Raw genomic sequence first — 25,215 nt, 5'->3', positions numbered from 1 at the left:
AACCCACCGACTGAACCCGTTGACGTGGAGGGCTTTACAGGGTCTGTATGTCCCGATATCGGCCGTTTATTCGTCCGGGTCGTCGTCGTTTACGACCCCCCCTTCGACCGGCACGAAGTCGGGGCGTTCCTTCGCCTCGCGAAGGGCGCGCAGCCGGTTGCGGTACTCCTCGGATCGGAACCGATCGGAGAGCCGCGCGTTGGCGACGATCACGAACAGAAACAGGCCGATGAGCACGAACACGATCCCCATCGCCGGCGCGACGACCGTGTCGAGATCGGTGAAGATCGTGGCGCCGATCAGCGCCGCTCCCGCGAGCAGCTGGATGGCGGCGATCACCTGGACCATCAGGTTGCCGAACTCGCCGGACCCTTCCGGAACCGTGTCCGGGTGGGGGAGCGACCAGTCGTCCGGCGGCTCCGGCACGTCGTACGACTCCATCGCCGCGAGCGCGACGATCGGCTCGATGTCTCTCAGCACCGTCCCCTGTCCCGCGATCTCGCCCGTCGGGCGAACGATGGCGTAGCCCTCGTCGGAGTAGACGAGGATCCGCTCTTCGCCGTCCTCGCGGACGCGTTCGAGCACGCCGAACACGTCGCGACGGGCGATCCGAGACTTCAGCTCCGCCTCGGCGCGGTCCAACAGGCGGTCGCCGGTGATCCACGAGTCGGGGTCGAAGGCGGCGTCCCACTCCTCGGGGCTCATCCGCGCCATGTCGGCGGGACCGAAGTCGTCGAAGTCGTACTCCGCCTCGACCCGTTCGCGGAGTTCGTCGAGATCGGCGGCGGCGCCAGCCGAATCCGGCTCGTCGACTGCGTCGTCGCCCCCCGTCTCCGGCTCGTCCGGTCGCGGCTCCGGGCGCTCGGCCGGCTCCGATCCCGTCGAGGTATCCTCCATTGGTCCCCCGTACGGGCTCCGGACGCTAACTGTTTTCGTCCGCGGGCGTGACACAGTTCCTTCGCGGGCGTGACACAGCCGAACGTGTTCGGCCGCCGCGTGTGGCGGATCGGGGAGTTTTACGCGGCGGAGCCCATAGCGACGATCGATGGTTGACCCGTCGGTTATCGCGACGTTGGCCGGGCTGTCGGTGACGGCGAGTCTCCCGTTCCTCCTCTACGGGGCGTGGATCATGATCGACGCCGAGACGGTCACGTGGAACGTGTTGATGCACCACCTGCGATACATCGTCGTCGGCCTGACGCTCACGACGGTGCCGATCGTCGGGTGGATGATCCCTCGCATCCTCGAACAGCTGACCGGGTTGGCGGTGTTCCACGCGTTCCTCGGACTCCAAGCGTACGCGCTTCTCGGGTTCGCGCTGACCGGGATCGTCCGCATCCTCCAAGCGAAGCGAAACGCCGACGCGTACGACGACCCAACCGTCGACATCGACGAGATTCACGAGGATATGGGCCACTGGCGCAGTCGCCTTCGGGTCGGCGTGGCGGGATTCATGGTTCTCTGGATCTGTGCGTGGCTGACTGGCCTTTACCGGCTGTACACGCTGCATCTGGCGTCGCTAGTGTGAGCGTCACTGTGTCTGACCACGTGGTGTGAGCGTCACCGTGTCGGATCGCGTGCTGTGTCCGAGCGTGCGTGACGCAGTCGGGGGACCGACAACTTCAATCCCGTTTTGCCCGTAGTGGGGATATCGTGGCAGTCACATTCGATCTGTTCGGGACGCTCGTCGATGTCGAGTACCCGTCCGACCCCGCAGAGGTCGTCGCGCGCGAACTGGAGTCCCGGGGCGTCGCGGTGCCGGACGACTGGCACGTCGCGTACGGCGAGCGACACGTCGACGCACCGGCGGGCGCGGAAGTGCCGCTCCCGGCGCACGTCGCGCACGCGCTCGACTCCCGCGGCGTCGAGGTCACCGACAACGTCGCGCGCCACGCGGTCGTCGCGGCGTTCGACCCCGACGTTACTCGACGCGACGGCGCGCTGACGGCCGTCCGAGACGTCGCCGATCAGGGCCCGGTCGGGATACTGTCCAACTGCGCGGTCCCCGAACTCGTCTCGAAGACGCTGATCCGCGCCGGGCTCCGCGGCGAGTTCGACGCCGTCACGACGAGCGTCGGCTGCGGCTGGCGGAAGCCCCACCCGAACGCGTTCGAGGCCGCGGCCGACGCGCTCGGCGTCGCCCCCGCGACGCTCGTCCACGTGGGTGACGACCCGGCGACGGACGGCGGGGTCGAAGACGTCGGCGGCCGGTTCGTCGACGTGACCGAGACCCCGCTGTCGGCGATAGCGAGCGAACTCGAAGCCGAGCCCTGATCACTCGTCGGTCCGTTCGGTCCGCGTCGACCCGATCCGCTCGGTCCATACCGGACCGATTCGTCCCTCCGTGAGCAGCTTTTTCAGGTGTGCGACGACCGTCGCCCGCGCGAGGTCTTCGACGCCGGTGAGATCCTTCTCGTAGGCGGCGTCGACGACCGCGTCCACGTCGCTTGCACCCCCCTCGACGGCGGCCAGGACGGTCCGCTCGCGAGCTAGCCGGTGACCGATCAGCCGCTGACAGGTCTCCGCCGGATCGGATATCGGCGGACCGTGTCCGGGGAGAAGCCGTTCGTATCCGGCGTCTCGAACGCGTTCGAGGCTGTCGAGGTACGCCCGGAGATCGGCGTCCGGACCGCCCACGACGACGCTTCCCTCGGCGACCGCGAGATCGCCGCAAAGCAACGCCTGAGAGCCCGTGCGGTCATCGCTCCTGACTTCTCCGCGCTCTTCGACCGCGAAGGCGACGTGGTCGGCGGCGTGTCCGGGGGTAGCGACCGCGCGAACCCCGGTGTCGCCCACTCGCTCTCCGCCATCGAAGACCCCGTCCGGCTCGACTCCCGCCGCCGCGACGAACCGGTCGACGTGGGCCGCGTGCGCGAACACCGTGGCGTCCATCAAGTCGGCGTACTCGGCGACCGCGCCGACGTGGTCCGGGTGGGTGTGTGTGACCGCGATGGCGTCGACGCCCTCGGCAGCGGGTTCCAATGCGTTTGCGACCTCGGCTGCCGCGTCTGTGACATCGACCGCCGCGTCCCCGACCCCGACCGCCGCGCCTCCGACCCCGACCGCCGCGTCCAGCGCGTCGGTTCGCGCGGCGGGATCGACGAGGAGCCCGTCGACGACGTACGCGTTGGTCGTTCCACCGGGCGCGCGGGTATCGACGGGGACCTCGATGCGAGCGATCCCGGGACCATCGCCGTAACCGGTCATGGGTTCAGTCGCCGCGACCGAGTGAGGACGCGTCCCGGCTATCGAGCCTCGACCGCGCCTCCGAACCGGGGCCGGACCCGGGGCGCTCGCGGCCGGGGATCGGCACGTCGACGTCGTCGACCACGGCGAACCGCGAGAGGTCCACGACGCCCGCGTCGACCTCGTCGAGGGAGGCGTACGGGCGCCCGACGACGACGTCGCCCGCCGTGCTCCGATTTATCCCGGGGATCGCGGTCAGCTCGTCCATCGACGCGGCGTTGACGTCGAGCGGATACGGTACCCCGGTGACCGACCGGTAGCCGTGGTCGGTGATCGCCACGTCGATGGCGGTCCCGAGCTCGCGCTCGCCGGGAACCGCGACGAGGAGGGCGTACGTGCCGAGCTGCCGACCGAACGTCTTCCCGTCCTGGTGGTACTCCAGGTGCACGTCCGGCAGGACCGTCCCCGGCGGGACGACCCGTTTGAGCATGGGGTTGTCGATGGTCTCGCGGACCTCCCGTTTGTACGCCTGGAACTGGTCTTTGTGTTCCTTCGCGATGTCCGCGCCCGTCTCGGCCATCTCGGTCCCCGCGAACGCCATCACCTGCCGGACGTTGATGCGGCGGAGCATGAGCCCTTCGTCGTAGACGGACTGGAGGAACGCCTTGTTGTGCTCGTACGTCTCCGGGCGCTCGCCCGCGAGCCCGTGCACGAGGTTGATACCGGGGAGCAGCTTCGGAAGCCGCGGACTCGCGTCCGGACCGGTCGACGGGCCGCGGAGGCGGTCGTCGCCGCCCGGCGTCGCCTCCGGCGTGTCGCCCGGACGCCAGCCGCCCTCCTCGTTGACGACCCGGACGGCCTCCAGGCACTCCTCGGCGGTGACGAGCAGGTTGTTCTGCTCCTGCACGACGGGATCGGCCGATTCGAGGCCGAACGCCGCGGTGTCGCCGGGCGTGTTGTGCTCGGCGATGACCCGGATCGCCTCGCGGGACGCCTCGGGGTAGTCCGTGATCGTCACCGGGTTCATGTTGTCGAGGTGTAGCGTTTTGAGACCGGGCGCGACCTCGCGGATTCCGGTGTACAGCTCGCGCAGTGCGTCCGGATTTGGGGCCTCGCCGTCGCCGCCGAACGCGAGGATGTCGGCCTGCCGACCGAGTCGGAAGTGCTTGACGCCGCGGTTCGAGAGCGCGTCGACCTCGTCGACGACGGATCGGGCCTCGCGGAACGCCGGACTCCCGTACAGCGGCTCCGTACAGAAGGAACAGCGGTACGCACAGCCGCGAGAGGTCTCCATCTCGCAGATGAGGTAGTCGGGGTGGTTCGGGTGCTGTTCGACGACGAACGCCCCCTTCGCGGCCCAGCGGTCGATTTCGGCGTTCTCGCGCATCCGGTTGCCGAACCCCTCTAACCCCTCGCCCACGAGGTCGTAGGCGGCGGCCTCGACGTCGCCCATGGCGACGAAGTCGTAGTCGAGGTCGTCGCGTTCGGTCTCCTGTGCGCCCGCGTTCTCCTCGCCGACGCCGAACCGCACCGGGCCACCGAGCAGGGTGACGCCGTCGGCGGTCCACCCCAGTTCGCGGACCTCGTCCGGCTCCGCCGGGGTGCCGCCGACGTACTTGCCGGGGACGGTCATCCCGCCGACGTACACCATGAGATCGGCGTTCGCGACGTCTGCGTGTTTGCTCCGGTCGTCGCGAAGCTCGTCGATGGTGTGGTAGGTGATCTGTGCTTCGGGGACGCCCGCGTCGACGAGCGCGCCGGCCGTGTACCGCGGATACGTCGAGACGTACGGCGGCACGCCGAAGTGCGCCGGCTCGTCGACGTACCCGTCGACGATGGTGACGGAGAGATCGGCCGGGTCCGGCGGCAGCGAGCCGCGACCCGACGCGGACGAATCGGTCATGTTACGCCACCGTAGTCGGCCGAGACGGGAAAAGCGTGCGGAACGTCTGGGATTCCCCGGATCGCTTATAAGGGCTCTCGCGGAACCGGCCGATATGCCCTCCGAAGCCCCTCCGGACCCGGACCCATCCCTAGCCGACGAGTCCCCATCCCCAGCCGACGAGTCCTCTCGCTGGCAGCGAGTCGGAAACTACGTCTCGTTCGCCGCGGTCTCCGCGCTCGCCGCGGGGGAGTTCCTCGGTACCGACCCCCGGCCGTGGGGACTCGCCGCCGGCTGGGCCGCGGCGACCGCAATCGCCCTCGGGCCGATCGCGTGGCTCGCCCGCGACCGCCTCTCGCCGGATCGGCTGGAGACGCTGACGTACGTCGCCTTCGGCGCCGCGGTCCTCGCCATCCTCGTCGCGGTGGGGGTCGCTCTCGCATTCGAGGTCCCGTATCTCCCGTATGGTCCCGGCTTCCTCGCCGGCGCCGCGCTCGGTACCGCAGTCGTCTCGGTCGCCGAGCGCGCGGTCGTTCCGGAGCGGCTCCGCGGATCCGGGATCTGACCGGCCTCGCGGAGTCGACGCGCCCGCTCGATCGGACCGCCGCCGCCACGCCGTTTAAGCCCTCGCCGACACAACGGTATCGCATATGCCATCGACGATGGAGGTCAAGTGCGAGGCCGACGACTGCGAGCTCGACATGTTCGAGAACCACTACACCTACGACGTGCCCGACGACCACGCGGTCGGAGACCTGTCGTGTCCGTACTGCGGCGGGAACGACCTCGCCGAAATCGAGGTGTAGCCCGTGACCAGACTGCTCGAAACGGGCCGGTCGGTGTTCCGGCAGGCCCTCGAACGAGTCGGTCGCGGCTGGAGCAAGATGCAGGAGCGCCGCCCGCTCTCGTACGACCTCCTCGAGAGCGACGACGCCTACCTCGTCGTCTTCGACGCTCCCGGCGTCCGCGGCGAGGACCTCAACGTGACCTTCCTCGACCGCACTGTCGAGGTGGAACTCGACCGTTTCCGCGACTTCTACGACGGCTACGAGATGCGGTTCCCCGGCCGCGGCGTTTCGCTGTCCGGCAGCGCGGAACTCCCCGCGGACGCGAACGTGACGCCGCAGGGCGCGAACGCGACGCTGACCCGAAACGGAACGCTACAGGTCGAGATCCCGAAGGAAGACGACGCGAGCGACGTCGAGGTCGTCGAGGAAGGTGAATCGGACGACTGAAACTCGCGAAGACGCCTGACAGCCGCCGTCTTTGCTTACTCACCCGCGCGCCGCTCGACCGTCATCCCCTCCACGATCTCGAACTCCTCGTCGCCGTCGAAGCGGTCGGGATCGAACGCGTCGATCCACGGTGCGGGCTGCGCGTGTGACGCTCGCGTCCGTGCACCGGTGGCCGTACCGCTCGCGTCGAGCGACGCCAGCACCCCCTCCGCGAGGTGTTCGCCGATCGCCGGTGCGCGCATGAACCCGTGTCCCTGCCAGCCCGCGGCGACGAACACGCCGCCAGCGTCGAGGCCGTCGACCGGGCCGACCAGCGGATCGCCGTCCGGAGTCGCCGTGCAGAGCCCGGCCCACGCCCGGTCCGTGTCCGGGTCGTGGCCGACGCGGTGACGCAGCGTCTCCGAGACGGAGTCGACGAACCAGTCGTCGCCAGCGCGGTCGTACCCGTCCGGATCCGCCGGAACCGGCTCGGTGCCGTCGCCAGCGAGCAGGCCGGTCGGATGCGGCCTGAAATAGGCCCCCGCGGTCGCGTCGTACACCATCGGTCCGTCGTAAGCGACCCGGCTCGTGAGCGCCTGCACGCGGTAGGGGACGACCGGGAGGTCGACTCCCGCGTCGTCGAAGAACTCGGCGGTGTGAGCGCCGACGGCGACGACCACGGCGTCGAACCCCGCGAGAGGCGTGCCGTCCCCTCGGACGAGTCCGTCGTCCTCGAACCCCACCCGAGCGCCCGTCTCGATCCGGACCCCTGCCCGCCGCGCGCGCTCTCCCATCGCGGCGACGTAGCTCGCGGGGTCACACCAGCCGCCCCCGTCGGCCACCGCGGCGGCCGCGAGGTCGTCGGTGCGGAGCGGGTACCGCTCGCCGAGAGCCGTCGGGTCGACGACCGACACCTCCCGGCCGTGGGCGCGCATCCGGTCCACCATCGTCGGGATTGCGTCCGCGTCCGGGTCCCCCTCGCGGACCGCGATGACGTAGGGACACGGCGTGAACGAGAACCCCGGAAGCGACCGGTCGAGCGCGCGAAAGCGATCCATGGCGCGCGCGGCGAGCGCGGCGTCGACGTCCTCCGCGTACGCGTCGTACAGCACGCCCGCGGCTCGGCCGGAACTGCCGCTGGCGAGTTCCCCGCGGTCGTACAGCGTGACGTCCGCGCCGCGGGCGGCCAAGTCGGCCGCGGCGGTGACTCCGACCGCCCCGCCGCCGACGACGGCGACCGCCGGGGTCCCGCGCTCGGTGCGCTGATCTCCGTCCGGCGACGCGTCTCGGTTCATGCCGACTCGTCGCGGTGCGTCGTGTTAAAAACCGCGGGGGTCGCTACGAGAGGAACTCGTCGATGCCGCGCGCCGGGTAGCCGACCACGTGGTCGACCCCGGCCTCGCGGAGGTCGTCGACGCGCTCGCGGACCGTCTCCGGCGACCCGACCAGCGCGAAGTCGCGCGCGGCCGCGGACAACACCTCTCGCGTCCGACCCGTTGCTGCAGAGTCGGTCGGCGGCGTACCACCGGCGTCGGCACCGTTACCGGTGCCGCCGTCGGATCTGGGCTCTCCCGGCAGCGCGCGGGCGACCGGACGGCGCCGAGAGACGTAGGCACCGACCGCGTCGAGGACGGCGTCCTCGTCGTCGGTGAGAACGGTCGGCGCGTACACGGCGACCTCGCCTTCGAATCCGGCCGCCCGAAGCGCCCGCACGTCGCGGACCGTCGACCGGGAAAGCAGCTCGAACTGGGTTCCACCGGCGGCCAACGCCACGCGCTCGACGCCCTCGGTACCGACCCACGCGTCCGGCGCGTCGCGCCGTGCGGCCCCGATCCGAGGTGCGACCGCTCGCGACGACTCCTCGTCCGTGAGGTACGCGCCGTGACCCGCGACGAGCACTCGGCGGGCGCCGTCCGGAAGCCGATTGAGCAGCGAGTCGTCGCCCAGCGGGTCGAACCCGTCCGCGCGGACCGGCGTCGTGACGTACAGCGTCGTCTCGTCGGCCACCCGGTCGAGCGCGTCTGCGTCCGGGAGGTGTTCGCGGCCCTCGTAGTCGATCGTCACCCGGTCGACCGGTAGCTCGCCGGCTCGGGTGACGTCGCACTCCGCGGGCTTCAGGGCGACCGCGTCGAGGCCAGCGCTGACGACCGCCTCGCGGCCGGTCAGCATCGGTCACCCTCCTCGGCCGAACGGTAGCGTTCGCTCATGCGGCGTCGGTCGTCGACGGGACAGGTTGTACTACTCACGGAGAAGACCTCATCACGATCGCGGAACGCGATCCATCGCCTGTGCGGCCATGACTGATCACGCGTAACGTCGTGGAACTGATAAACCCGTCGCGACGCGGCAATATTCCCCTCGCTCAAGCCGTGACAACTCTCATCGCTCGGGCCGGTGACACACACGTCCCTACCCACGTTATGCGGCTGGCTCCCCACGTGTGCGTATGAACCAGCTTGTCGACGGCGAGTGGCGAACGGACACGTACGAGGCGACCGACGAGGACGGCGCGTTCCAGCGCGGCGAGACGACCTTTCGCAACTGGATCGCCGGCAGTGACGTACCTGACCACGTCGACGCCGAGCCGGACGATCGGTTCCAACCGGAGGCCGGACGGTATCATTTGTACGTCTCGTACGCGTGCCCGTGGGCGCATCGCACGCTGCTCGCGCGGTCGCTGCTCGGACTGGAGGACGCGATCGGCGTCTCGGTCGTGGACCCGTACCGCGGCGAGGGGGGCTGGCAGTTCACTCCCGAGAAAGCGGGCTGTACGCCCGACAAACTCCACGGCAGCGAGTACCTCCGCGAGCTGTACGTCGCCGCCGACCCGGACGCGACCTGCCGCGTGACCGTTCCGGTCCTCTGGGACACCGAAGAAGAGACGATCGTCAACAACGAGTCCCGGGAGGTCCTCCGAACGCTCTCGACCGCCTTCGACGGTCTGGGCAACGACGTCTCGCTGCTGCCCGGTCCCGAAGACGAGGCCAGCGTCGCCGACGTCGACGAGGCCATCACCGAGATCTACGAGCCGGTCAACAACGGCGTCTACCGCGCCGGATTCGCGACGTCGCAGGCGGCCTACGACGACGCGATCGAGGAGCTGTTCGGCGCACTCGATCACTGGAACGACCGCCTCGCGGAGCGGCGCTACCTGGTCGGCGACTCGCTCACCGAGGCGGATATCTGCCTGTTCACCACGCTCGTGCGATTCGATCAGGTGTACCACACGCACTTCATGTGTAACCGGAAGTTCATCCACCAGTACGAGCACCTCTGGCCGTACCTGCGCGACCTGTACCAGACGCCGGGGGTCGCCGAGACCGTGAACATGGACCACATCAAGGAGCACTATTACACGACGCATCCGGACGTGACGCCGACGGGGATCATCGCGCGGGGTCCGGACTTGGACTGGGACGCGCCGCACGACCGCGACCGGCTCGAAGGGGCCGCTCCGACGCCGAACGCCGCGGAGTAGGTTTCTGTACGAGTCCCGCTAATCGTACGTGAGCACCCGTATCATCCCGGTTTCCATGTGATACAGGTGGTGACAGTGGAACACCCAGCGTCCGGGGTTGTCAGCGACCAGGTCCAGCGTGCGCCGACCCATGTGACCGGGAACGGTCACCGTGTCCTTCACGGCGTCTCCAACGGTGAAGTGGTGACCGTGGAGGTGCATCGGGTGTCGCACCGGACTTCGGTTCGTGATCCGGACTCGAACGTGCTCTCCCTCTTGAATCGGAAGCGGGTCCGCGTCGGGAAACGATTGCCCGTTGATCGTCCACGCCGGGTCGCCGTCGGCGTCCGTTCCGGCACTCAGCGTGAGGTCGACGGTGCGGTCGGGTGACCCGTCGAGCCCGGGCTGGGGCGTCACCGACCGGAGGTCGGACAGACGGAGCGCGCGCGATCCCGCCGTGCCGTCTGAGGATCCCCCGTCGACCGGCTCTCCGTCCGGCGACGGGTGGCCGAGGAGCGCTCGACCGGCCGGTGTCGAACCGTCGAGCGGCTGCGCCCGAACGGCGAACGGGCCTTCCGCTGTGATCTCGACAATACAGTCGTAGCGCTCCCCCATACCGATGTCCACCGCGTCAACTACGACCGGCTCGACCGCCGGGCCGTCCGTGTGCGTGACCTGCATCGAGCGCTCCGCGACGGAGACGCGGTACGTGGTCGATCCGGCCGCGTTGATGAATCGGAGCCTGACGCGCTCGCCCGGCTCGGCGTCGAGGACGACCGGATCGGCCGGGAGTCGTCCGTCGAGAAGCGTCCCGTCAGAGGCGGGTCCGTCGGCGAATCCGCCACCCATGTGCCCGGGGCCGCCCGATTGCGTGACGTGCGGCTCACCCGCGAGGTGATCGTCGATCACGACCGTGTGTTCGCGGTCGAACGCGACGTGCGGCTCGGCCTCTTCGACGACGAGCGGGCCGAGCAGTCCGCGGTCGAGCTGCAGCCCGGAGTGGCTGTGATACCAGTGGGTGCCGATTGGCCCGACGTCGAACTCGTAGACGAACTCCTCGTCCGGCTCGATCGGCGGCTGGGTCACACCCGGAACGCCGTCCATCGCGTTCTCGCCGTCGAGCGCCATCCCGTGCCAGTGGACTGACGTCGACTCCGGAAGGCCGTTCTCGACGGTCACGCGAACGCGATCGCCCTCGACCGCCCGAATCTCGGGACCGGGATACCGGCCGTTGTACAGCCACGTCTCGACCGTTTGACCGCCGCCGACGTCGATCTCACCGACCGTCGCGGTGAGCCGGTACTCGCGGTCGGGGTCCCCGTACGTCGGCTCGGGGAAGTCGTCCGCGTCCGTCGCGTCGGTGTCGCCGTCGGTAGACGTCGCGAGACAGCCCGCACCGGCGACGCCGGTCACGGCGAGGGCTCCCGACCGGAGCAGCGCGCGACGCGGGAGCCGAGGCCCGTCAGAGAATCGATTCTCGTCTGGAACCCGGCTCATTCCTCACCCTGTCGAAGTCGCCAGCGGCGGTTCTCGAACTCCTCGTCGTCGATCTCGCCCCGGGCGTAGGCGGCCCGAAGCTCCGCGAGCGCCTCGTCCTCGGACTCATCGGTCCCGTTGTCGTCCAGCGCGGCAATGACGAGGTAGCCGACGACGGCGACGAGGATCAGCGGCACCGCGAGCGCGAACAGCCAGCCGAACCCCCAGCCGGTGCCGGACATGTGTCCCCAGCTACCGGTCGTCGTGCCCATGTGGCCCCAGCCGAACAGTCCGGTCATCGGACCCAGAAGGAACGGGAGCGCGAGAAGCCCGAGGACGATCAGGAGGATCGTGGTTGTACGGGTGCGGTCGGTCATGCACGAACACCTCCGACTCGCGCCTCCGTCGTGGCCGGTCGGTTCAGGCCGATAGCGGCTCGCCGAAGTCTACTCTCGCTGTCACGGTCGGTTTCGTCGGTTGCCGAGTGTCCGGCTCGGACAACGCGGTCTTGTATTATCATGGCTACACTCTACGGTATGCACCCGACTGCGGTAAGCATACGGGTGTGAATTCATCTCTGAGATCGTTCGAGAACGTTTATACTCGTGTTTGAATCGGTATGAGACTCACGACCGTTCATCCGTGGCCCGCGCGGACGGCTCGGGAGCCACGCCTGTGCCGTCAGGGGATTTGTCGGTTGCGGTCCCGTCGAGACGGTGGGGCGACCCCGATCAGCGCCGGTCGCCGAAGTCATCCGCGGGATACACCCGATACGTGCGTCCCTGCCGTTCTCGGTAGAGCAGGCCGCGCTCTTCGAGATCGGTGACCGTCTGACTCACTTTGCTGCGAGAGTAGTCCGCGCGGTCGGCGACCGCGGTCTGCGTGATCCCGGGCGACTCGATCACCGGTCCCAAGATCCGCCGCTCGTCTTCGGGAAGCAAGTCGAGTACGCGGCGCTCCGCTCGCGTGATCGTGACCGTCGTATCCGACCCGTCTGACGTGGTCGTTGCGGAATCGACATCGGTCGCGACGACACCCGACGGCGAGCCCGGTCCGTCGGTCTCGGACGTCGTGGACGCTGCAGGCGTTGCCGTCTCGGCGTCAGCTGCCCGGAACACGTCATCCCTAACGAGCGCGTAGGCAGCGGCGATGCTCGCGGCGACGAGAAGGCTCACCAGCAGCGGACCCAGCACGTGAATCGCGGGGACGGACCCCACGTCTCCCATCATCGGATCGTCGGAGACGAACAACTGCCCGGTACTGACGAGGCCGACCAGCAGTACGGCTCCGACGATCGCACCGACGATCCGGTCTGCCTGCCGCCGATTCATACCGCAACCGGCGTGCCGGAGTGAAAAGAAGGGTCGGGTTTTGAACGACGGCCGAACGAGTGCCCGCTGCTCCACGAGACCGGCACGGCGCCGGGCCCGACGAAACGACCGGAACAGAGAGAAAACGAGAACGCTACGCTCGGATCGAGAAGGGCGTCACCCTTCCATCCCGCCGAAGGAGAGTCCGCTTTCGACCGAGCGCTGGGCCGCGAAGTAAACGATCGCGACCGGCAGCGCGAACAGGTTCGCGAACGCCGCGAACCGCGTCCACGGCGTCTGGAACCGACCCTCGGTCGCGAGGTTGTACAGCTCGACGGAGAGCGGATAGTTCTCCGGCGAGAGCAGCGTCTGCGCGATGATGAACTCGTTCCACCCGGCGAGCCAGATGAAGATCAGGATGACGGCGAGCCCCGGCTTCGTCAGCGGGATGATGATCTCCCGGATCGTCTGCAGGAAGCTCGCGCCGTCGACCATCGCCGCCTCCTCGTAGGAGACGGGGATGTTGTCCATGTACGTCTTCAACAGCCAGGTGTTGAACGGGATCGCTCCCGCGGCGTAGAACAGCCCGAGGATGAACAGGTTGTTCGTCAGACCGTACGAGCTGAACAGCGAGTACAGGGCGACGAGCGTCGCGATCGAGAGCCCCGCGCCGATCTGCGTGAACAGCACGTAGCCGTAGAGGATGCGCTTACGGCCGAGGAAGCTCCGTCGCGAGAACGCGTACGCGGCCGGAACGACCATGAAGAATCCGGCCGCCAGCGTGACGGACACGAGGTAGAGGCTGTTAAACAGCGCCCCCGGACCGGTCTCGGTTCCCCCCCAGCCGACCCCGAGCGGGATCAGTCCGCCGCCGCCGATAACGAGCTGCGGGTACCCCCAGTCGCCGTCGACGAAGAAGAAGTCCGACTCGAAGATCACCCAGCGATACGCTTCGAGGTTGTACGTCGCCGGATCCGGGAAGATTCCGGCCGTGTTGAACAGCCGAGTCCCCTCGGCGAGCGACGCCGCGGTGATCCAGTACAGCGGGAACAGCAACACGAGTAGCATCGCCGCGCCGAACAGCGTCATCAGAACGCTCTTCGTGACGTCCCAGACGGAGCGTTTGCCCGTCCGGACGTCGTATACCGCGCGTCGGACCATGACGACGAACCGCTTGGGAGCGGTCGCGAGGTGCACGAGCTTGCCGCGGACCGTGTCGACCGCGGAACGGAGCGCGCTCACGAGTCATCCACCCCCTCTGCGAGGCGGCCGTACTTCACGGCGAAGTACATGAACGCCCCGATGAAGGCGATCGCCACGATCAGGATCGCCGCCGAGAGCCCGAACTCATTGAAGCTTATCGCCTCGCGGTAGCCGTACACGATGATCAGCTCGTTCTGTCTCGACGGACCGCCTTGGTTGAACACCCATGGGATCAGGAACTGTTGGAACGAGGTCGCAGCGGTGAGGATCGACGCGAACAGCACCGGCCGACGGATGGCCGGTAGCGTCACGTTCACGAACCGGTGTAGATACCCCGCGCCGTCGACCATCGCGGCCTCGTGAAGCTCGCGCGGAACGTCTTGGAGTGCGCTTACGATGATGATCACCATGAACGGGTACGCGAGCCACACTTCGGTGGTGACGTACGCGAAGAAGGCCTCCCATCGACCGCTGAGGAAACCGACCGGGACGTCGACGAGCAGCGCCTGTGGCACCGAGACGGCGGTGAAGAACACGAGGGTGTCGACCCCGCTCGCGACCCACTGGACGAACTCGTTGTACCGTCCGAGAAGCACGTTAAACACGCCGAATCGGGCGTCGCTGAACATACCGCGCCAGATGGTGATCGTGAAGATCGCCGGGAAGCCGAGCGGCACGATGGCGATGGCGCGCATGTACCGCTTCCCGGCGACTCGCGCGTGATTCAGTAGCAGCGCGATCCCCACGGCGACGAACACCTTGATGACGAGGGAGACGGCCACGAACAGCCACGTGACGGACATCGAGGTCCAGAACTGCGAGTCGCTCAGGAGCTGGACGTAGTTGTCGAACCCGATCAGCTCCGCGCCGCCGCCGATGACCGACCCGGCGAAGGTCGCGTCGGTGAGCGAGATATAGAAGAGATAGAAGATCGGATACAGCATGAAGCTGGAGAACAACACGATCCCCGGGATAACGAGGAGCAGGCCCCAGTCACGTCTGGAGAACGGTACCCACTCACCGACCCGTGCAAACGGGGTCTTTCCGGTCCCTGTTGAAGAAGCCATAATGGTTGGATTGGATCCGCCTTTACAGCTGTTCGCGGATCTCTTCCGCGGCCTGATCGAGGGCCGCGTCGCCGTCTTGGTCGCCGTTGAACACGCGACTCAGGGCCTCCTCGACCGGCACCCACACGCTGTCCATGTCGGGGTGGGTCGGCATCGGAACCCCGTGGTCGACCTGCTGTGCGAACGCCTGCACGTCGTCGGACAGATCGCTGTCCTCGACGACCGATTCGAGCACCGGGATGTACCCGTGTCGATCGGCGTTGTTCCGTGCGACCTCCTCGCTCGTGGTGTGCCACTCGGCGAAGTCGGTTATCGCGTCGATGCGCTCTTGGTCGGCATCGGCGAGCATCGAACTGAAGTAGAACATCTGGATCCCCGAGTAGGTGCGCGGGTTGTTCCCGTCGACCGTCGGCAGGGTCGTGACGCCGAGGTTGTCGACCTCCTCGTTGAGGTTGCCGAGCTCCCACGGGCCGTTGATCGCGAACGGCGCGAGCCCGTCGGCGAACACGACGATCTGCGACTCGTATGACGGGTCGGACGGGACGTAATCGAACAGCGTCTCGAGCGCTCCGAGTCCCTGTTTCACCTCGTCGCTGTCGACGCCGACCTCGAGGTTCGCCTCGTCATAGAGGTCGCCGCCGTACGCCTGGAGGAACCCGCTGGTGAAGTACGGGTCCGTCACGGGGTACGAGAGCCCGTACTCGCCCGCGGCCGGGTCGTGGAACTCCTCCATGATCTCGACCATCTCGTCGAACGTTTCCGGCGGCTCGTCGACCATGTCCTCGTTATAAAACAGGGTGACCGTCTCGGAGGCGAACGGGAGCCCGTACACGCCGCCGTCGAACTGGACGGCCTCTTGGGCGGCACCGGTGTACACGTCGAGGTCGACATCGAGATCGTCGGCCGCGTCGTACAGGAACGGAGGCTGTTCGCGGACCGCGAATCGGCCGACCCAGTCGTGCGCCCATATCCACGAGTCCGGACCGTCACCGGCCGGAATCGACGTGTCAAGCTGTTCGTCCAGCTCGCCGCCGGGCGCCTCCTTGTTGATGACGTGTCCCGTCTCCTCCTCGAAGTCGGCGATGTACCCGTCGACGTCCTCGTCTTCCGCGTCGAGGAGGTCGACCCAGAGGGTCGCCTCGCCGGCCCCGTCGGTGGGCTGGCTCGAACCGTCGTCGCCCGAACCGTCGTCGCCCGAACCGTCGCCGCTCGAACCGTCGTCGCTGTCGTCAGTGGTCACACAGCCCGCGAGCGTCGCGATAGCGGTCGATCCTCCGATCGTCTTGAGTAGCGTCCGGCGTTTCTCATTCATATTCGGTAACAATTGATGAATTACGTGTTCACACATTTAGTATTTGGGATGTGCATCAGTGTTCATTATATATAGAATAGTATACGAGTGGTAACGAGATATGTGCGAAAAGATATTTCGTCACAGTTTGTAAAAATGAGGAAGGATTATTACCCCCGGCGAACGAAGTGCGACAACGAATGGCGGACGTCACACTAGACACTCTCAGGAAGGAGTTCGACAGAGGCACCATCGTCGCCGTCGAAGACCTCGACTTGGAGATCGAGGACGGGGAGTTCGTCACCGTGGTCGGTCCGTCTGGCTGCGGAAAGACGACAACGCTTCGGATGGTTGCGGGGCTGGAAGAGCCGACCTCCGGTCGCGTCTACTTCGACGACGAGGACGTGACCGAGCTCCACGCGAAGAACCGTCCCGTGGCAATGGTCTTCCAGAATTACGCGCTGTATCCGCACAAGACCGTCATGGAGAACATGGCGTTCGGGCTCAAGATGAGTACCGACCTGTCGCAAGCGGAGCGCCGAGAGCGAGTCGCGGAGATGGCGGAGATGATGGGGATCGCCGACCTCCTCGACGACAAGCCGGACGAGCTCTCGGGCGGGCAGAAACAGCGCGTCGCGCTGGGCCGCGCGATCGTTCGCGAGCCCGAGGTCTTCCTGTTCGACGAGCCGCTCAGCAACCTCGACGCCAAACTCCGCACGGAGATGCGCGCGGAGATCCAGAAGCTCCAGAAGGAGTTCGACGTCACCGCGATGTACGTCACACACGACCAAGAGGAGGCGATGACGATGGGCGACCGCCTCGCTATCCTCAACGAGGGGAGACTCCAGCAGGTCGGCAAGCCGACCGAAGTGTACCAGAACCCCGTCAACGAGTTCGTCGCCGGGTTCATCGGGTCGCCTTCGATGAACTTCATCGACGTCGCGGTCGAATCCGGCGATCGCTCGGTGACGCTCGTGAACGAAGCCGTCGGACTCGAGTTCGACCTCAGCGCCGAGTACGTGACCGACCACGCCATCGAGAGCGACTCGTACACGCTGGGAATCCGTCCAGAGAACATCGGGATCATCGAGAACCCCGCCGGCGACGAGACGATAACGGCCGCGGTCGAGGTCGTCGAACCGATCGGCTCCGACAACTACGTTCACCTCGACGTCAACGACGACTTTCTCGCGCGGTCCGATCCGAGTATCAAGCCGGAAGCCGGCGACGAGGTCGGCGTCACGTTCGGCGAGACCGACATTCACCTGTTCCACCCCGAAACCGGAGAGGACGTGTTCCTGACTGAGGAGGAGGTCGCGGCCGCCACAATTTAGACCGCCTCGCGGCGGTACGCAGGCGCATCTCGGCGACAACGGTTTCAAGTGCACGCTCATCCGAAGAGCGGTACGAATGGAGCCGCCAGAGATCCACCGGTTGGACGAGCAGACCGTCCAACGCATCGCGGCAGGCGAAGTCGTCGAGCGCCCGGCGAGCGTCGTCAAGGAGCTGATCGAGAACAGCTTGGACGCCGGCGCGAGCCGGATCGCCGTCGCGGTCGAGTCCGGCGGCACCGAGGGGATCCGCGTCCGCGACGACGGCGCGGGCATTCCCGACGATCAGTTGGAGGCGGCCGTCGCGGAGCACGCGACCTCGAAGATCGCCGACATGGACGACCTCGATCACGGCGTCGGCACGCTCGGGTTCCGCGGCGAGGCGTTGTACACCGTCGGCGCGGTGTCGCGGCTCACCGTTCGATCCCGCCCGCCCGGAGCGGAGGCGGGTGCCGAGATCACCGTCGAGGGCGGCGACGTCGGCGAGGCCCGGCCCGCGGGATGTCCGGAGGGTACGACCGTCGAGGTCGACGATCTCTTCTACAACACGCCCGCGCGGAAGAAGTTCCTGAAGCGGACGACCACGGAGTTCGATCACGTGAACACGGTAGTGACGGGGTACGCGCTCGCGAACCCCGGTGTCGCCGTCTCCTTGGAACACGACGGCCGCGAGACGTTCGCGACCGAGGGGAACGGCGACCTCCGATCCGCCGTCCTGGCGGTCTACGGCCGCGAGGTGGCCGAGTCGATGGTCGACGTGGCGTGGACGCCGGAAGGCGGCGAGGAGGGTGACGGCACCGGTAGTTCGCCCGTCCGCAGCGTCACCGGGCTCGTCTCCCATCCCGAGACGACGCGATCGACCCGCGACTACCTCGCGACCTACGTCAACGGGCGGTACGTCACGGCGAGCGCACTCCGAGAGGCGACGCTCGACGCGTACGGCGGCCAGCTCGCGCCCGATCGGTACCCGTTCGCGGTGCTGTTCGTCGAGGTCCCGCCGGGCGACGTCGACGTGAACGTCCACCCGCGCAAGCTCGAGGTCCGGTTCGACGAGGAGCCCGCGGTCCGCGCAGCTGTCGAGGACGCGGTCGAGTCGGCGCTTTTAGACCACGGACTGATTCGGTCGACCGCACCGCGCGGCCAGTCCGCACCCGACGAGACGGCGGTTCGCCCGGAGGGTCCGGAGACGGAGGCGGTCGGCGGGGCCGGGACCGACCACGAGCGCGCCGCGCTCGACGGTCGGACCGAAGCCGAGGCGGGGTCGGCTCCGGACGAGACGGTCGCCCCCAAGGGGGCGGCAGACGACGCCGAAAGGGCGACGAGCGATTCTAACACTGGAGCGGCCATTGGTGACAGCAACGCGACTACCGAGACCACGATCGAAGCCACGGAGGCGGATCCGACCGACGAAGACGCGTGGGCGATCGGTGGCGGCGGGGGTAGTGACGGTCCCACCGACGACACGGGCGACAGCGACGACGACACGGGCGACAGCGACCGACCCTCGCCCCGGAGCTGGCAGTCGGACTCGGCGGCGTCCGACGCCGCGAGTGAAGCCGACCACAGCGAGGCCGTCGAGAGCGGCTCATCAGATCTCGGTTCCACTGCGCCCGGTACCGAGACAGGCCCTCGGCGAGAGCCCGAATCGACGCCGGCAGATCCGTCGACGCCAACCCCCCGGCCCGCCCGCTCGACGGCCCAGCGAACGCTCGGTGGCGACGAGACGACGACGGCGGAGCGCACCTATGACGCCCTCCCGCCGCTGCGGGTCCTCGGCCAGTTACACGAGACGTACGTCGTCGCGGAGGCGCCGGACGGGCTGGTGTTGATCGACCAGCACGCGGCCGACGAACGGGTGAACTACGAGCGCCTGCAGGGGGCCTTCGCGGGCGGGGTCGACGCGCAGGCGCTCGCGGAGCCCGTCCGCGTCGAACTGACCGCGCGGGAGGCGGCGGTGTTCGACGAGTTCGTCGACGACCTCGCGGCGATCGGGTTCCGCGCGGAGCGCGCCGGGGACCGCGAGGTCGTCGTCGAAGCGGTTCCGGCCGTCTTCGACGCCGCGCTCGACCCGGACCTCGTGCGGGACGTCCTCTCGGCGCTCGTCGGCGACGCCACCCACGGCTCCGAGCCGGTGACCGACGTGGTCGACGAGCTGCTCGCCGACCTCGCGTGTTACCCGTCGGTGACCGGTAACACCTCGCTGACAGAGGGGCGGGTCGTCGACCTTCTCGACCGACTCGACGCCTGTGAGAACCCCTACGCCTGCCCGCACGGACGCCCGGTCGTGATCCGCCTCGATCGCGAGGAGATCGGCTCGCGGTTCGAGCGCGACTACCCCGGGCACGCCGGGCGGCGCGCCGAGTGAGACGCTCGCCCTCCGCCGACCGACGCGTTCGCCGCAGAGAGGTACGTTTTAGGTGGGGGCGGTGGACCGACTCGTATGGAACGCGTAGCGATCATTGGCGCGTCGATGACCCGGTTCGGGCAGCGTGACGCGTGGGTGCGCGAGCTGTTAGCCGAAGCGGGCACGGCCGCGCTCGCCGACGCCGGAATCGACGGCGACGACCTCGATCACCTGTACGTCTCGAACATGGCGAGCGGCGAGTTCGAAGGACAGACCGGCGTCCCGAACGCGCTCGCACACGATCTGGCGGCGCAACCCGCCTACACCGCCCGGATCGATCAGACCTCTTCATCCGGTGGGGCTGGCGTGTACGCCGCGTGGCAGTCGATCGCGTCCGGCGCATCGGACCTCACCATGCTGGTCGGCGGCGAGAAGATGACGCACCGGACGACCGCGGAGGCGACCGACGTGATCGCGTCGCTCACCCATCCGGTCGAGTACAAACACGGCGTGACGCTCCCCTCGTTCGCGGGGCTCACCGCCCGACTCTACCTCGACACCTACGACGCGCCCCGCGAGAGCCTCGGGAAGGTCGCGGTGAAGAATCACAAAAACGGCGTGGACAACCCCCACGCGCAGTTCCAGAAGGAAGTGGACCTCGACACGGTGCTCGAGTCGCCGATCGTCGCCGACCCGCTCCGGCTTTACGACTTCTGTCCGATCACGGACGGCTCCGCGGCGCTCGTCTTCTGTCCGGAGTCCGTCGCCGAGGAGTACGTCCCCCGAGATCAGTACGCCGTCGTCTCCGGGATCGGCGGCGCGACCGACACCCACGTCGTTCACGAGCGCGCGGACCCGACGACGATGGGCGGGGTCGCAGACTCCTCCGATATCGCCTACGAGATGGCCGGGATCGGACCGGACGACGTCGACGTGGCGGAGCTCCACGACATGTTCACCATCCTCGAGTTCCTCCAGAGCGAGGACCTCGGATTCTTCGAGAAGGGAGAGGGATGGAAGGCGGTCGAAGAGGGCGTCACCGACCGCGACGGCGACCTCCCGATCAATACCTCCGGCGGGCTCAAATCGAAGGGTCACCCGCTCGGAGCCAGCGGCGTTGCACAGGTGTACGAGATATACAAGCAGGTCACCGGCGACGCCGGCCCGCGACAGGTCGAGGCCGACACGGGGCTCGCCTGCAACGTCGGCGGGTTCGGGAACTGCGTGACGACGGCGATTCTGGAGGGAAGCCAATGAGCGAACACGAAGCCGACGACGCGATCGGAACCGACGACGAGGGACAGGGCGCCGAACCGACCTTCGCGGCCGCCGAGTACGCGGACGGCACCGTCACGTACCCGCCTCACACCGTGAGCCCGAACGGCGCGGAGCGCGTCGGGACGGTCGACCTCCGCGAGTACGCGGCCGAGGTTATCACCTGGACGACCTCGACGGCGACCCCGCCGGGCGTTCGCGAGCCCAACACCCTCGCGATCGTCGAGTTCGAGATGGGCGAGACATACGACGGCCCGCCGGTCCGCGCGCTCGGACAGGTCGCCGACCGCGAGGACGGCTCCGACGAGACGTTCGACGTCGACATCGGCGACCGCGTCGAGCCCGTCTACGCCGACGAACTGCGCGAGCCCGGTGCCGGGATCCGCGAGCCGGACAGTCAAGCGTGGGACGGGTTCCGGTTCCGACCGGTGGAGTAACCGGGTGATCGATCGGCTTCGCTCCCCGAAGTCGATCCGGATCCCTACACGCCGCGAAAACTGCCGAGTCGCGTTCCGTCCAGTAGGTACGCGTCGCCAGCCGGGAGCGCGTTCGGAAGGAACGGGGCGAGAAACGACTGACCGTCGACGTTGACCCACGTGCCGCCGGAGCGCTCGTTGAACGCCGGGAACACGACGAGTTCGGGCGGGTCGGCAGAGCGAGACGTGGTGTCGGCGTTGGTACTATCCTCAACAAATGCCGCAGGATCGATCTCACCGCGCAGCCACGCGCGCTCGACTCGCGACCCGCCGACGGCGTCCTCCAGCCGGACCTGCGGGTGCTCGTGGCCCATACAGATCACGTCGGCGTCGAGCAGCGCGGGGTCGGGCCACGTGTGGCCGTGGAGGACGCCCACGCCGCCGCGTCGGGTTCCGTCCGCGTCGTCTCCTTTACCGCCGAGCGCGTCACCGAGTAGGCCGCCTCCGGGACCGATCACGTCGATCCTGCCGGCGAACGTCTCGGAAACGCCGGCGTCGTGGTTCCCCTCGACGAGCGTCAGCGGGACCCGGTCGGTGATCGCACGGATGAGCGACTCCAGCTCCTCGCGTTCGTCCCCTTCGGGTGCCGCGATTCGGTGGGCGAGATCGCCGAGGACGACCAGCCGGTCCGCGTCGGTCTCCGCGACGAGTTCGCAGAGTCGCTCGCGGCGGTCGTCCGCGCGGCTGTCGAGTTCGACGCCGCGCTCGTACCGGAGTCCGACTTCGATACCGGCGTGCACGTCGGCGACGAGCAGCGCGCGCTCGCTCCCGAGGTCGGCGACCGCCGCCGGTTCGTCGACGACCGGTTCGACGGCGACTCCCGCGTCCGCGGGCATCAGATCGGCTTGAGCACGCCGTCGCCGGGCTCGTAGCATTTACCGCCCATCAGCGCGTCTTGGATCGCGTCCTCGACCGCGGCAGCGTCGACCCCGTGTTCGGAGACGACGTGCTCGACGACCGCCTCGCGGTCCGCGCCGTCTCCGTCGTCGAGCGCGCCCATGGCGTCGACGGCCGCGGCTTCGAGGTCGAGGTCTTCGGCGTCGGCGTCGTCCCCGGAGGCGGCGTGCTCGACGGCAGAGTCGTCGCTTCCCTGAGCGTCGGCGTCGCCGAGACCCTCCGGATCCGCGTCCGCGGGCGTCTCCGACAGCTCCTCGGGATCGGGTACGTCGATGTCGGCCTCGCCCGGCTCGTCGACCTCGGAGCCGGTCGCGAAGTCGGTGCCGAACTCGGATTCGATCTCCTCGCGTTCGTCGTCGTCGAGTTCGTACATCTCGTCGGTGTCGGCCGCCGCGTCGTCGAGAGCGGGCTCGGACGTGTCGGTCTCGTCGGATCCCGCGTCGAAGTCGCCGAGTCCGCCGTCGTCACCGGTGGTGTCGGGGATAGGATCGGCGTCCGCTTCGGATCCCGACTCGGCGTCCCCCGCGGGCTCGTCTTCGGCCTCTCCGACGTCGGAAGAAGTGCCGAGTGTCGCGTCCGAATCGGACGACGGTTCGGCGTCCGCAGACCCAGTTGGCGAATCGACATCGTCGGCGGCGGTTACGTCGGTAGAATCGGATTCGGCTGCTTCCTCGTCGCCCGACGACTCGGGTTCGGTCAGCGACTCGGACTCAGTCGACGAGTCCGACGACTCGGGCTCGGTCAGCGACTCGGACTCAGTCGACGAGTCCGACGGTGACGCAGCGGCCGCCGCGATCGTCACGTCGGTCTCGGGGAGCGCTCCGATCGAGGTCTCGCCGCCTTCGGCGGGCGAAATATCGGGGACGCGAACCTCATCGCGGTCGCCCGCGATCAGCTCCAGCGCGTCGACGGCGAGCCGTCGGACCGCCTCGACGTACGCGGTCGAGGTGTCGTAGTGGGCGATCGCCTTCGGGATCCCGGCCGCGAGCGCCGCCGGCGCGCCACCGGCTTCGAGCGCCGCGCGGAGGTCGTCGCCGCGGAGATCGGAGTCGAGGGCCTGCGCGAACACCGCGAGCCGGTCGAGCGTCGCCTCCGCGGCGGAGACGACCCACCGGTCGCGGGTGTCGGCGTCGACCTCGTTGAGGCTCTCCGGACGGACCGAGGTGAAGACTCGATCGGAATCCTCCGGCTCGAAGGTCCGCGCCTTTCCGGTCAGCGCGACGAACGCCGGGGGCTCGGCCCGTTCGAGGAACGCCTGTGCCTCGGGCTGGTACTGACCGGCGTAGGTGACGAACGCGCCGGAGGGGTCGACCACCCGCCCGCGGCGCGTCTCGTCGTTGACGCGCTCGACCTCGGTGAGCACGCCCGCGACGAACAGCCGGTTGATCCGCGCACCGGTCGGGGTGACGACGTAGTTCGGCGCCCGCTCCTCGTCGCTCTCGGAGTACGAGAGGGAGGCGTCGTCGAACTCGGCGGCGAACACCCGGTGAGCGACCTCGCGGGCTCCCGGCCCGTCGTCGCTCATCGGCCCACCTCCGCGAGCGCGGCGCGAGCGGTGTCGGCGGGATCCTCGTCGGCGAGTTCGAACTCGGTCGCGTCGAGGTTGGCGCCGTAGTCGTCGACGGAGAGGTTTCCGCGGACGCGGTACGCCCGCCCGACGAGCGAGTCGGCGATGTCGTCGGCGACGACCGCTTTGTCCATCGCGTCTTTCGCGGCGTCGAGGGCGTCGTCGAGCCCGCCGCCGTACACCTCGGCCGTCATCTCGTCGTCGAGCACGACGGTGACGGTGTCGGTACCGTCGTCGAGGATGGCCTTCACGCGGAGGTCGTCTTCCCCCTCGACGTCGCCGTGGCTCCGACACTGGCCGTTCTGGACGACGCGCCCGCACTCCGGACAGCGCTCGATGAGCCCGGAGCCGTCGCGGATCTCGAGGACGTTCCCGACGACCTCGACGTCGAACATCCCGCCGGAGGCGACCGCCTCACCGACCGAGAGACGCGGAGCGTCCTCGGCGACTGCAACGGGGTCGGGAAGCGGCGTCACCGTCGAGAACTCGGTGAGGTTGAGCGACGGGACGCCGCGGAACTCGCGGACGTACACGTCCTCGATCCGGAGGTCTGTGCCCGCTTCGATTTCGGGGCGGGGGTTCCAGTCGGTAAAGGGGAGCTTCGCCGTGGCGTCGCCGACGACGCCCTCCAGAATATCGGTCTCGCCGTCGCGTCCGGAGATCGTCTTCTCGTCGACCTCCAGCACGCGGACCTCGACGTTTCGGCCGCGATCGCCTGCAGCGATGTCGACGAGGTTCCGGTCGCCGCCGATCTCGTGGTCGACTTCGACCGGTTCGTCGGCGATGGCGACGGTCGTCGAGTCGTTGAGGTTGAGCTCCGGCTCGCCCTCCCATTCGCGGACGCCGGCGTTGCCGATCGTCAGCGAGTCGCCCGGCTCGAAGCCGAAGTCCGACCACGCGGTGTACGAGATCGTTCCCGTCTCGTCGGCGACTTCACCTTCGCGGATCGTGAGGTCGTCGCCCTGATACCGGATCGTCCGAGTCCCCTGCGTGAGCACGCGGACGGTGACGGTTACGCCGTCGTTGTCCGTGGTGATCTCGCCGACGTCGACCGCGTCGGGCGTCGGCGTCGATCCCCCGGCACCGCCGCCGTGCTTCCGTCGGACGCTCTGTACCGCTTCGTCGAGCGGGACGCTGTACTCCAGTAGGTTTTCGAGATCCGCTTTGACCTCCTCTTTGTCGACGCCGAGATCGGAGGCGAGATCCTCGGCATGGCTGTTGACGTCCATCGGTACCGAC

24 protein-coding genes are annotated in these 25,215 nt (G+C 68.2%); 10 read left to right on the top strand and 14 right to left on the bottom strand.

Annotation, left to right across the window (positions count from 1 at the left end; genetic code table 11):
* Positions 1–66: 66 nt before the first annotated feature.
* On the bottom strand, positions 67–897 hold the full coding sequence (locus ACNSN4_RS03600) for a DUF2304 domain-containing protein (RefSeq protein WP_418284411.1): 831 nt from the start codon (positions 895–897) through the stop codon (positions 67–69).
* A gap of 148 nt (positions 898–1,045) precedes the next feature.
* Here ACNSN4_RS03600 and ACNSN4_RS03595 point away from each other — a divergent pair, with 148 nt between their 5' ends.
* Together ACNSN4_RS03595 and ACNSN4_RS03590 are read left to right on the top strand one after the other, a co-directional pair.
* Complete coding sequence (locus ACNSN4_RS03595; RefSeq protein WP_418284410.1) at positions 1,046–1,528, top strand: DUF7321 family protein; 483 nt, start codon at positions 1,046–1,048, stop codon at positions 1,526–1,528.
* A 125-nt stretch (positions 1,529–1,653) separates the two neighbouring features.
* A complete protein-coding gene (locus ACNSN4_RS03590) occupies positions 1,654–2,274 on the top strand; it encodes an HAD family hydrolase (protein ID WP_418284409.1) in 621 nt (206 codons plus the stop codon).
* Here ACNSN4_RS03590 and ACNSN4_RS03585 read toward each other — a convergent pair whose 3' ends face one another.
* Together ACNSN4_RS03585 and ACNSN4_RS03580 are read right to left on the bottom strand one after the other, a co-directional pair.
* On the bottom strand, positions 2,275–3,207 hold the full coding sequence (locus tag ACNSN4_RS03585) for an MBL fold metallo-hydrolase (RefSeq protein ID WP_418284408.1): 933 nt from the start codon (positions 3,205–3,207) through the stop codon (positions 2,275–2,277).
* Between the two features lie 4 nt (positions 3,208–3,211).
* The gene (locus ACNSN4_RS03580) at positions 3,212–5,089 is read right to left on the bottom strand and encodes a radical SAM protein (RefSeq protein ID WP_418284407.1); all 1,878 of its coding nucleotides are present in this window, start codon (positions 5,087–5,089) and stop codon (positions 3,212–3,214) included.
* A 94-nt stretch (positions 5,090–5,183) separates the two neighbouring features.
* Between ACNSN4_RS03580 and ACNSN4_RS03575 the strand changes: the two genes are divergently transcribed.
* The 3 genes from ACNSN4_RS03575 to ACNSN4_RS03565 all read left to right on the top strand — a co-directional run bounded on the left by ACNSN4_RS03575 (position 5,184) and on the right by ACNSN4_RS03565 (position 6,303).
* The gene (locus ACNSN4_RS03575) at positions 5,184–5,633 is read left to right on the top strand and encodes a hypothetical protein (protein ID WP_418284406.1); all 450 of its coding nucleotides are present in this window, start codon (positions 5,184–5,186) and stop codon (positions 5,631–5,633) included.
* 85 nt (positions 5,634–5,718) lie between these two features.
* A complete protein-coding gene (locus tag ACNSN4_RS03570; RefSeq protein WP_418284405.1) occupies positions 5,719–5,874 on the top strand; it encodes a DUF7559 family protein in 156 nt (51 codons plus the stop codon).
* 3 nt (positions 5,875–5,877) lie between these two features.
* Positions 5,878–6,303: an Hsp20/alpha crystallin family protein gene (locus ACNSN4_RS03565; RefSeq protein ID WP_418284404.1), complete on the top strand. Its 426-nt coding sequence runs from the start codon at positions 5,878–5,880 to the stop codon at positions 6,301–6,303.
* Between the two features lie 35 nt (positions 6,304–6,338).
* On the opposite strand, the gene ACNSN4_RS03560 is transcribed toward ACNSN4_RS03565, so the two are convergent.
* Both ACNSN4_RS03560 and ACNSN4_RS03555 read right to left on the bottom strand, forming a co-directional pair.
* Positions 6,339–7,577, bottom strand: a complete 1,239-nt coding sequence (locus ACNSN4_RS03560; protein WP_418284403.1) for an NAD(P)/FAD-dependent oxidoreductase — start codon at positions 7,575–7,577, stop codon at positions 6,339–6,341.
* Between the two features lie 43 nt (positions 7,578–7,620).
* Positions 7,621–8,451, bottom strand: coding sequence for a DUF7388 family protein (locus tag ACNSN4_RS03555; RefSeq protein ID WP_418284402.1), 831 nt, complete (start codon positions 8,449–8,451; stop codon positions 7,621–7,623).
* 277 nt (positions 8,452–8,728) lie between these two features.
* Between ACNSN4_RS03555 and ACNSN4_RS03550 the strand changes: the two genes are divergently transcribed.
* A complete protein-coding gene (locus ACNSN4_RS03550) occupies positions 8,729–9,760 on the top strand; it encodes a glutathione S-transferase family protein (protein ID WP_418284401.1) in 1,032 nt (343 codons plus the stop codon).
* Positions 9,761–9,778: 18 nt separating this feature from the next.
* On the opposite strand, the gene ACNSN4_RS03545 is transcribed toward ACNSN4_RS03550, so the two are convergent.
* From ACNSN4_RS03545 to ACNSN4_RS03520, 6 genes are all read right to left on the bottom strand, one after another.
* Entirely contained in the window at positions 9,779–11,236 is a 1,458-nt protein-coding gene (locus ACNSN4_RS03545) for a multicopper oxidase family protein (RefSeq protein ID WP_418284400.1), read from the bottom strand.
* A complete protein-coding gene (locus ACNSN4_RS03540) occupies positions 11,233–11,592 on the bottom strand; it encodes an SHOCT domain-containing protein (RefSeq protein WP_418284399.1) in 360 nt (119 codons plus the stop codon). Before ACNSN4_RS03540 ends, ACNSN4_RS03545 begins: the two co-directional genes overlap by 4 nt.
* A gap of 354 nt (positions 11,593–11,946) precedes the next feature.
* Positions 11,947–12,546: a helix-turn-helix transcriptional regulator gene (locus ACNSN4_RS03535; RefSeq protein WP_418284398.1), complete on the bottom strand. Its 600-nt coding sequence runs from the start codon at positions 12,544–12,546 to the stop codon at positions 11,947–11,949.
* 156 nt (positions 12,547–12,702) lie between these two features.
* A complete protein-coding gene (locus tag ACNSN4_RS03530; RefSeq protein WP_418284397.1) occupies positions 12,703–13,767 on the bottom strand; it encodes a sugar ABC transporter permease in 1,065 nt (354 codons plus the stop codon).
* Positions 13,764–14,795, bottom strand: coding sequence for a carbohydrate ABC transporter permease (locus ACNSN4_RS03525; protein ID WP_418284396.1), 1,032 nt, complete (start codon positions 14,793–14,795; stop codon positions 13,764–13,766). Before ACNSN4_RS03525 ends, ACNSN4_RS03530 begins: the two co-directional genes overlap by 4 nt.
* 22 nt (positions 14,796–14,817) lie before the next feature.
* Positions 14,818–16,107, bottom strand: coding sequence for an extracellular solute-binding protein (locus ACNSN4_RS03520; RefSeq protein ID WP_418284395.1), 1,290 nt, complete (start codon positions 16,105–16,107; stop codon positions 14,818–14,820).
* 179 nt (positions 16,108–16,286) lie between these two features.
* On the opposite strand from ACNSN4_RS03520, the gene ACNSN4_RS03515 reads away from it, so the two are divergent.
* The 4 genes from ACNSN4_RS03515 (at position 16,287) to ACNSN4_RS03500 (ending at position 21,473) form a co-directional block, all read left to right on the top strand.
* Entirely contained in the window at positions 16,287–17,420 is a 1,134-nt protein-coding gene (locus tag ACNSN4_RS03515) for an ABC transporter ATP-binding protein (protein ID WP_418284394.1), read from the top strand.
* 76 nt (positions 17,421–17,496) lie between these two features.
* The gene (gene mutL / locus ACNSN4_RS03510; protein WP_418284393.1) at positions 17,497–19,782 is read left to right on the top strand and encodes a DNA mismatch repair endonuclease MutL; all 2,286 of its coding nucleotides are present in this window, start codon (positions 17,497–17,499) and stop codon (positions 19,780–19,782) included.
* A gap of 75 nt (positions 19,783–19,857) precedes the next feature.
* Positions 19,858–21,018: a thiolase family protein gene (locus ACNSN4_RS03505; RefSeq protein WP_418284392.1), complete on the top strand. Its 1,161-nt coding sequence runs from the start codon at positions 19,858–19,860 to the stop codon at positions 21,016–21,018.
* Positions 21,015–21,473 (top strand): PhlB family protein, encoded by a 459-nt coding sequence (locus ACNSN4_RS03500; protein ID WP_418284391.1) that lies wholly within the window; start codon positions 21,015–21,017, stop codon positions 21,471–21,473. Before ACNSN4_RS03505 ends, ACNSN4_RS03500 begins: the two co-directional genes overlap by 4 nt.
* A gap of 44 nt (positions 21,474–21,517) precedes the next feature.
* Here the strand turns inward: ACNSN4_RS03500 and ACNSN4_RS03495 are convergent, their stop codons facing one another.
* From ACNSN4_RS03495 to ACNSN4_RS03485, 3 genes are read right to left on the bottom strand one after another with little or no spacing between them, the layout of a single operon-like run.
* The gene (locus ACNSN4_RS03495; protein ID WP_418284390.1) at positions 21,518–22,348 is read right to left on the bottom strand and encodes a metallophosphoesterase; all 831 of its coding nucleotides are present in this window, start codon (positions 22,346–22,348) and stop codon (positions 21,518–21,520) included.
* Positions 22,348–23,934, bottom strand: coding sequence for a hypothetical protein (locus tag ACNSN4_RS03490; RefSeq protein WP_418284389.1), 1,587 nt, complete (start codon positions 23,932–23,934; stop codon positions 22,348–22,350). Before ACNSN4_RS03490 ends, ACNSN4_RS03495 begins: the two co-directional genes overlap by 1 nt.
* Positions 23,931–25,205 (bottom strand): Single-stranded DNA binding protein, encoded by a 1,275-nt coding sequence (locus ACNSN4_RS03485; protein ID WP_418284388.1) that lies wholly within the window; start codon positions 25,203–25,205, stop codon positions 23,931–23,933. Before ACNSN4_RS03485 ends, ACNSN4_RS03490 begins: the two co-directional genes overlap by 4 nt.
* Positions 25,206–25,215: the final 10 nt, after the last annotated feature.

Origin of the sequence: Halorubrum marinum (assembly GCF_048381195.1) — an archaeon.
Lineage (GTDB): Archaea > Halobacteriota > Halobacteria > Halobacteriales > Haloferacaceae > Halorubrum.
The sequence above is the reverse complement of the archived record's forward strand: the minus strand, read 5'-3'. Positions and strand labels throughout refer to the sequence as shown.

Bases quoted from the DNA above. Each gene is read 5' to 3' on its own strand.
- ACNSN4_RS03600 (WP_418284411.1), bottom strand. From the start codon at position 897: ATGGAGGATACCTCGACGGGATCGGAGCCGGCCGAGCGCCCGGAGCCG.
- ACNSN4_RS03550 (WP_418284401.1), top strand. From the start codon at position 8,729: ATGAACCAGCTTGTCGACGGCGAGTGGCGAACGGACACGTACGAGGCG.
- ACNSN4_RS03575 (WP_418284406.1), top strand. From the start codon at position 5,184: ATGCCCTCCGAAGCCCCTCCGGACCCGGACCCATCCCTAGCCGACGAG.
- ACNSN4_RS03490 (WP_418284389.1), bottom strand. From the start codon at position 23,934: ATGAGCGACGACGGGCCGGGAGCCCGCGAGGTCGCTCACCGGGTGTTC.
- ACNSN4_RS03570 (WP_418284405.1), top strand. From the start codon at position 5,719: ATGCCATCGACGATGGAGGTCAAGTGCGAGGCCGACGACTGCGAGCTC.
- ACNSN4_RS03585 (WP_418284408.1), bottom strand. From the start codon at position 3,207: ATGACCGGTTACGGCGATGGTCCCGGGATCGCTCGCATCGAGGTCCCC.
- ACNSN4_RS03535 (WP_418284398.1), bottom strand. From the start codon at position 12,546: ATGAATCGGCGGCAGGCAGACCGGATCGTCGGTGCGATCGTCGGAGCC.
- ACNSN4_RS03505 (WP_418284392.1), top strand. From the start codon at position 19,858: ATGGAACGCGTAGCGATCATTGGCGCGTCGATGACCCGGTTCGGGCAG.
- ACNSN4_RS03520 (WP_418284395.1), bottom strand. From the start codon at position 16,107: ATGAATGAGAAACGCCGGACGCTACTCAAGACGATCGGAGGATCGACC.
- ACNSN4_RS03560 (WP_418284403.1), bottom strand. From the start codon at position 7,577: ATGAACCGAGACGCGTCGCCGGACGGAGATCAGCGCACCGAGCGCGGG.
- ACNSN4_RS03495 (WP_418284390.1), bottom strand. From the start codon at position 22,348: ATGCCCGCGGACGCGGGAGTCGCCGTCGAACCGGTCGTCGACGAACCG.
- ACNSN4_RS03555 (WP_418284402.1), bottom strand. From the start codon at position 8,451: ATGCTGACCGGCCGCGAGGCGGTCGTCAGCGCTGGCCTCGACGCGGTC.
- ACNSN4_RS03525 (WP_418284396.1), bottom strand. From the start codon at position 14,795: ATGGCTTCTTCAACAGGGACCGGAAAGACCCCGTTTGCACGGGTCGGT.
- ACNSN4_RS03485 (WP_418284388.1), bottom strand. From the start codon at position 25,205: ATGGACGTCAACAGCCATGCCGAGGATCTCGCCTCCGATCTCGGCGTC.
- ACNSN4_RS03595 (WP_418284410.1), top strand. From the start codon at position 1,046: ATGGTTGACCCGTCGGTTATCGCGACGTTGGCCGGGCTGTCGGTGACG.
- mutL (WP_418284393.1), top strand. From the start codon at position 17,497: ATGGAGCCGCCAGAGATCCACCGGTTGGACGAGCAGACCGTCCAACGC.
- ACNSN4_RS03580 (WP_418284407.1), bottom strand. From the start codon at position 5,089: ATGACCGATTCGTCCGCGTCGGGTCGCGGCTCGCTGCCGCCGGACCCG.
- ACNSN4_RS03540 (WP_418284399.1), bottom strand. From the start codon at position 11,592: ATGACCGACCGCACCCGTACAACCACGATCCTCCTGATCGTCCTCGGG.
- ACNSN4_RS03545 (WP_418284400.1), bottom strand. From the start codon at position 11,236: ATGAGCCGGGTTCCAGACGAGAATCGATTCTCTGACGGGCCTCGGCTC.
- ACNSN4_RS03515 (WP_418284394.1), top strand. From the start codon at position 16,287: ATGGCGGACGTCACACTAGACACTCTCAGGAAGGAGTTCGACAGAGGC.
- ACNSN4_RS03500 (WP_418284391.1), top strand. From the start codon at position 21,015: ATGAGCGAACACGAAGCCGACGACGCGATCGGAACCGACGACGAGGGA.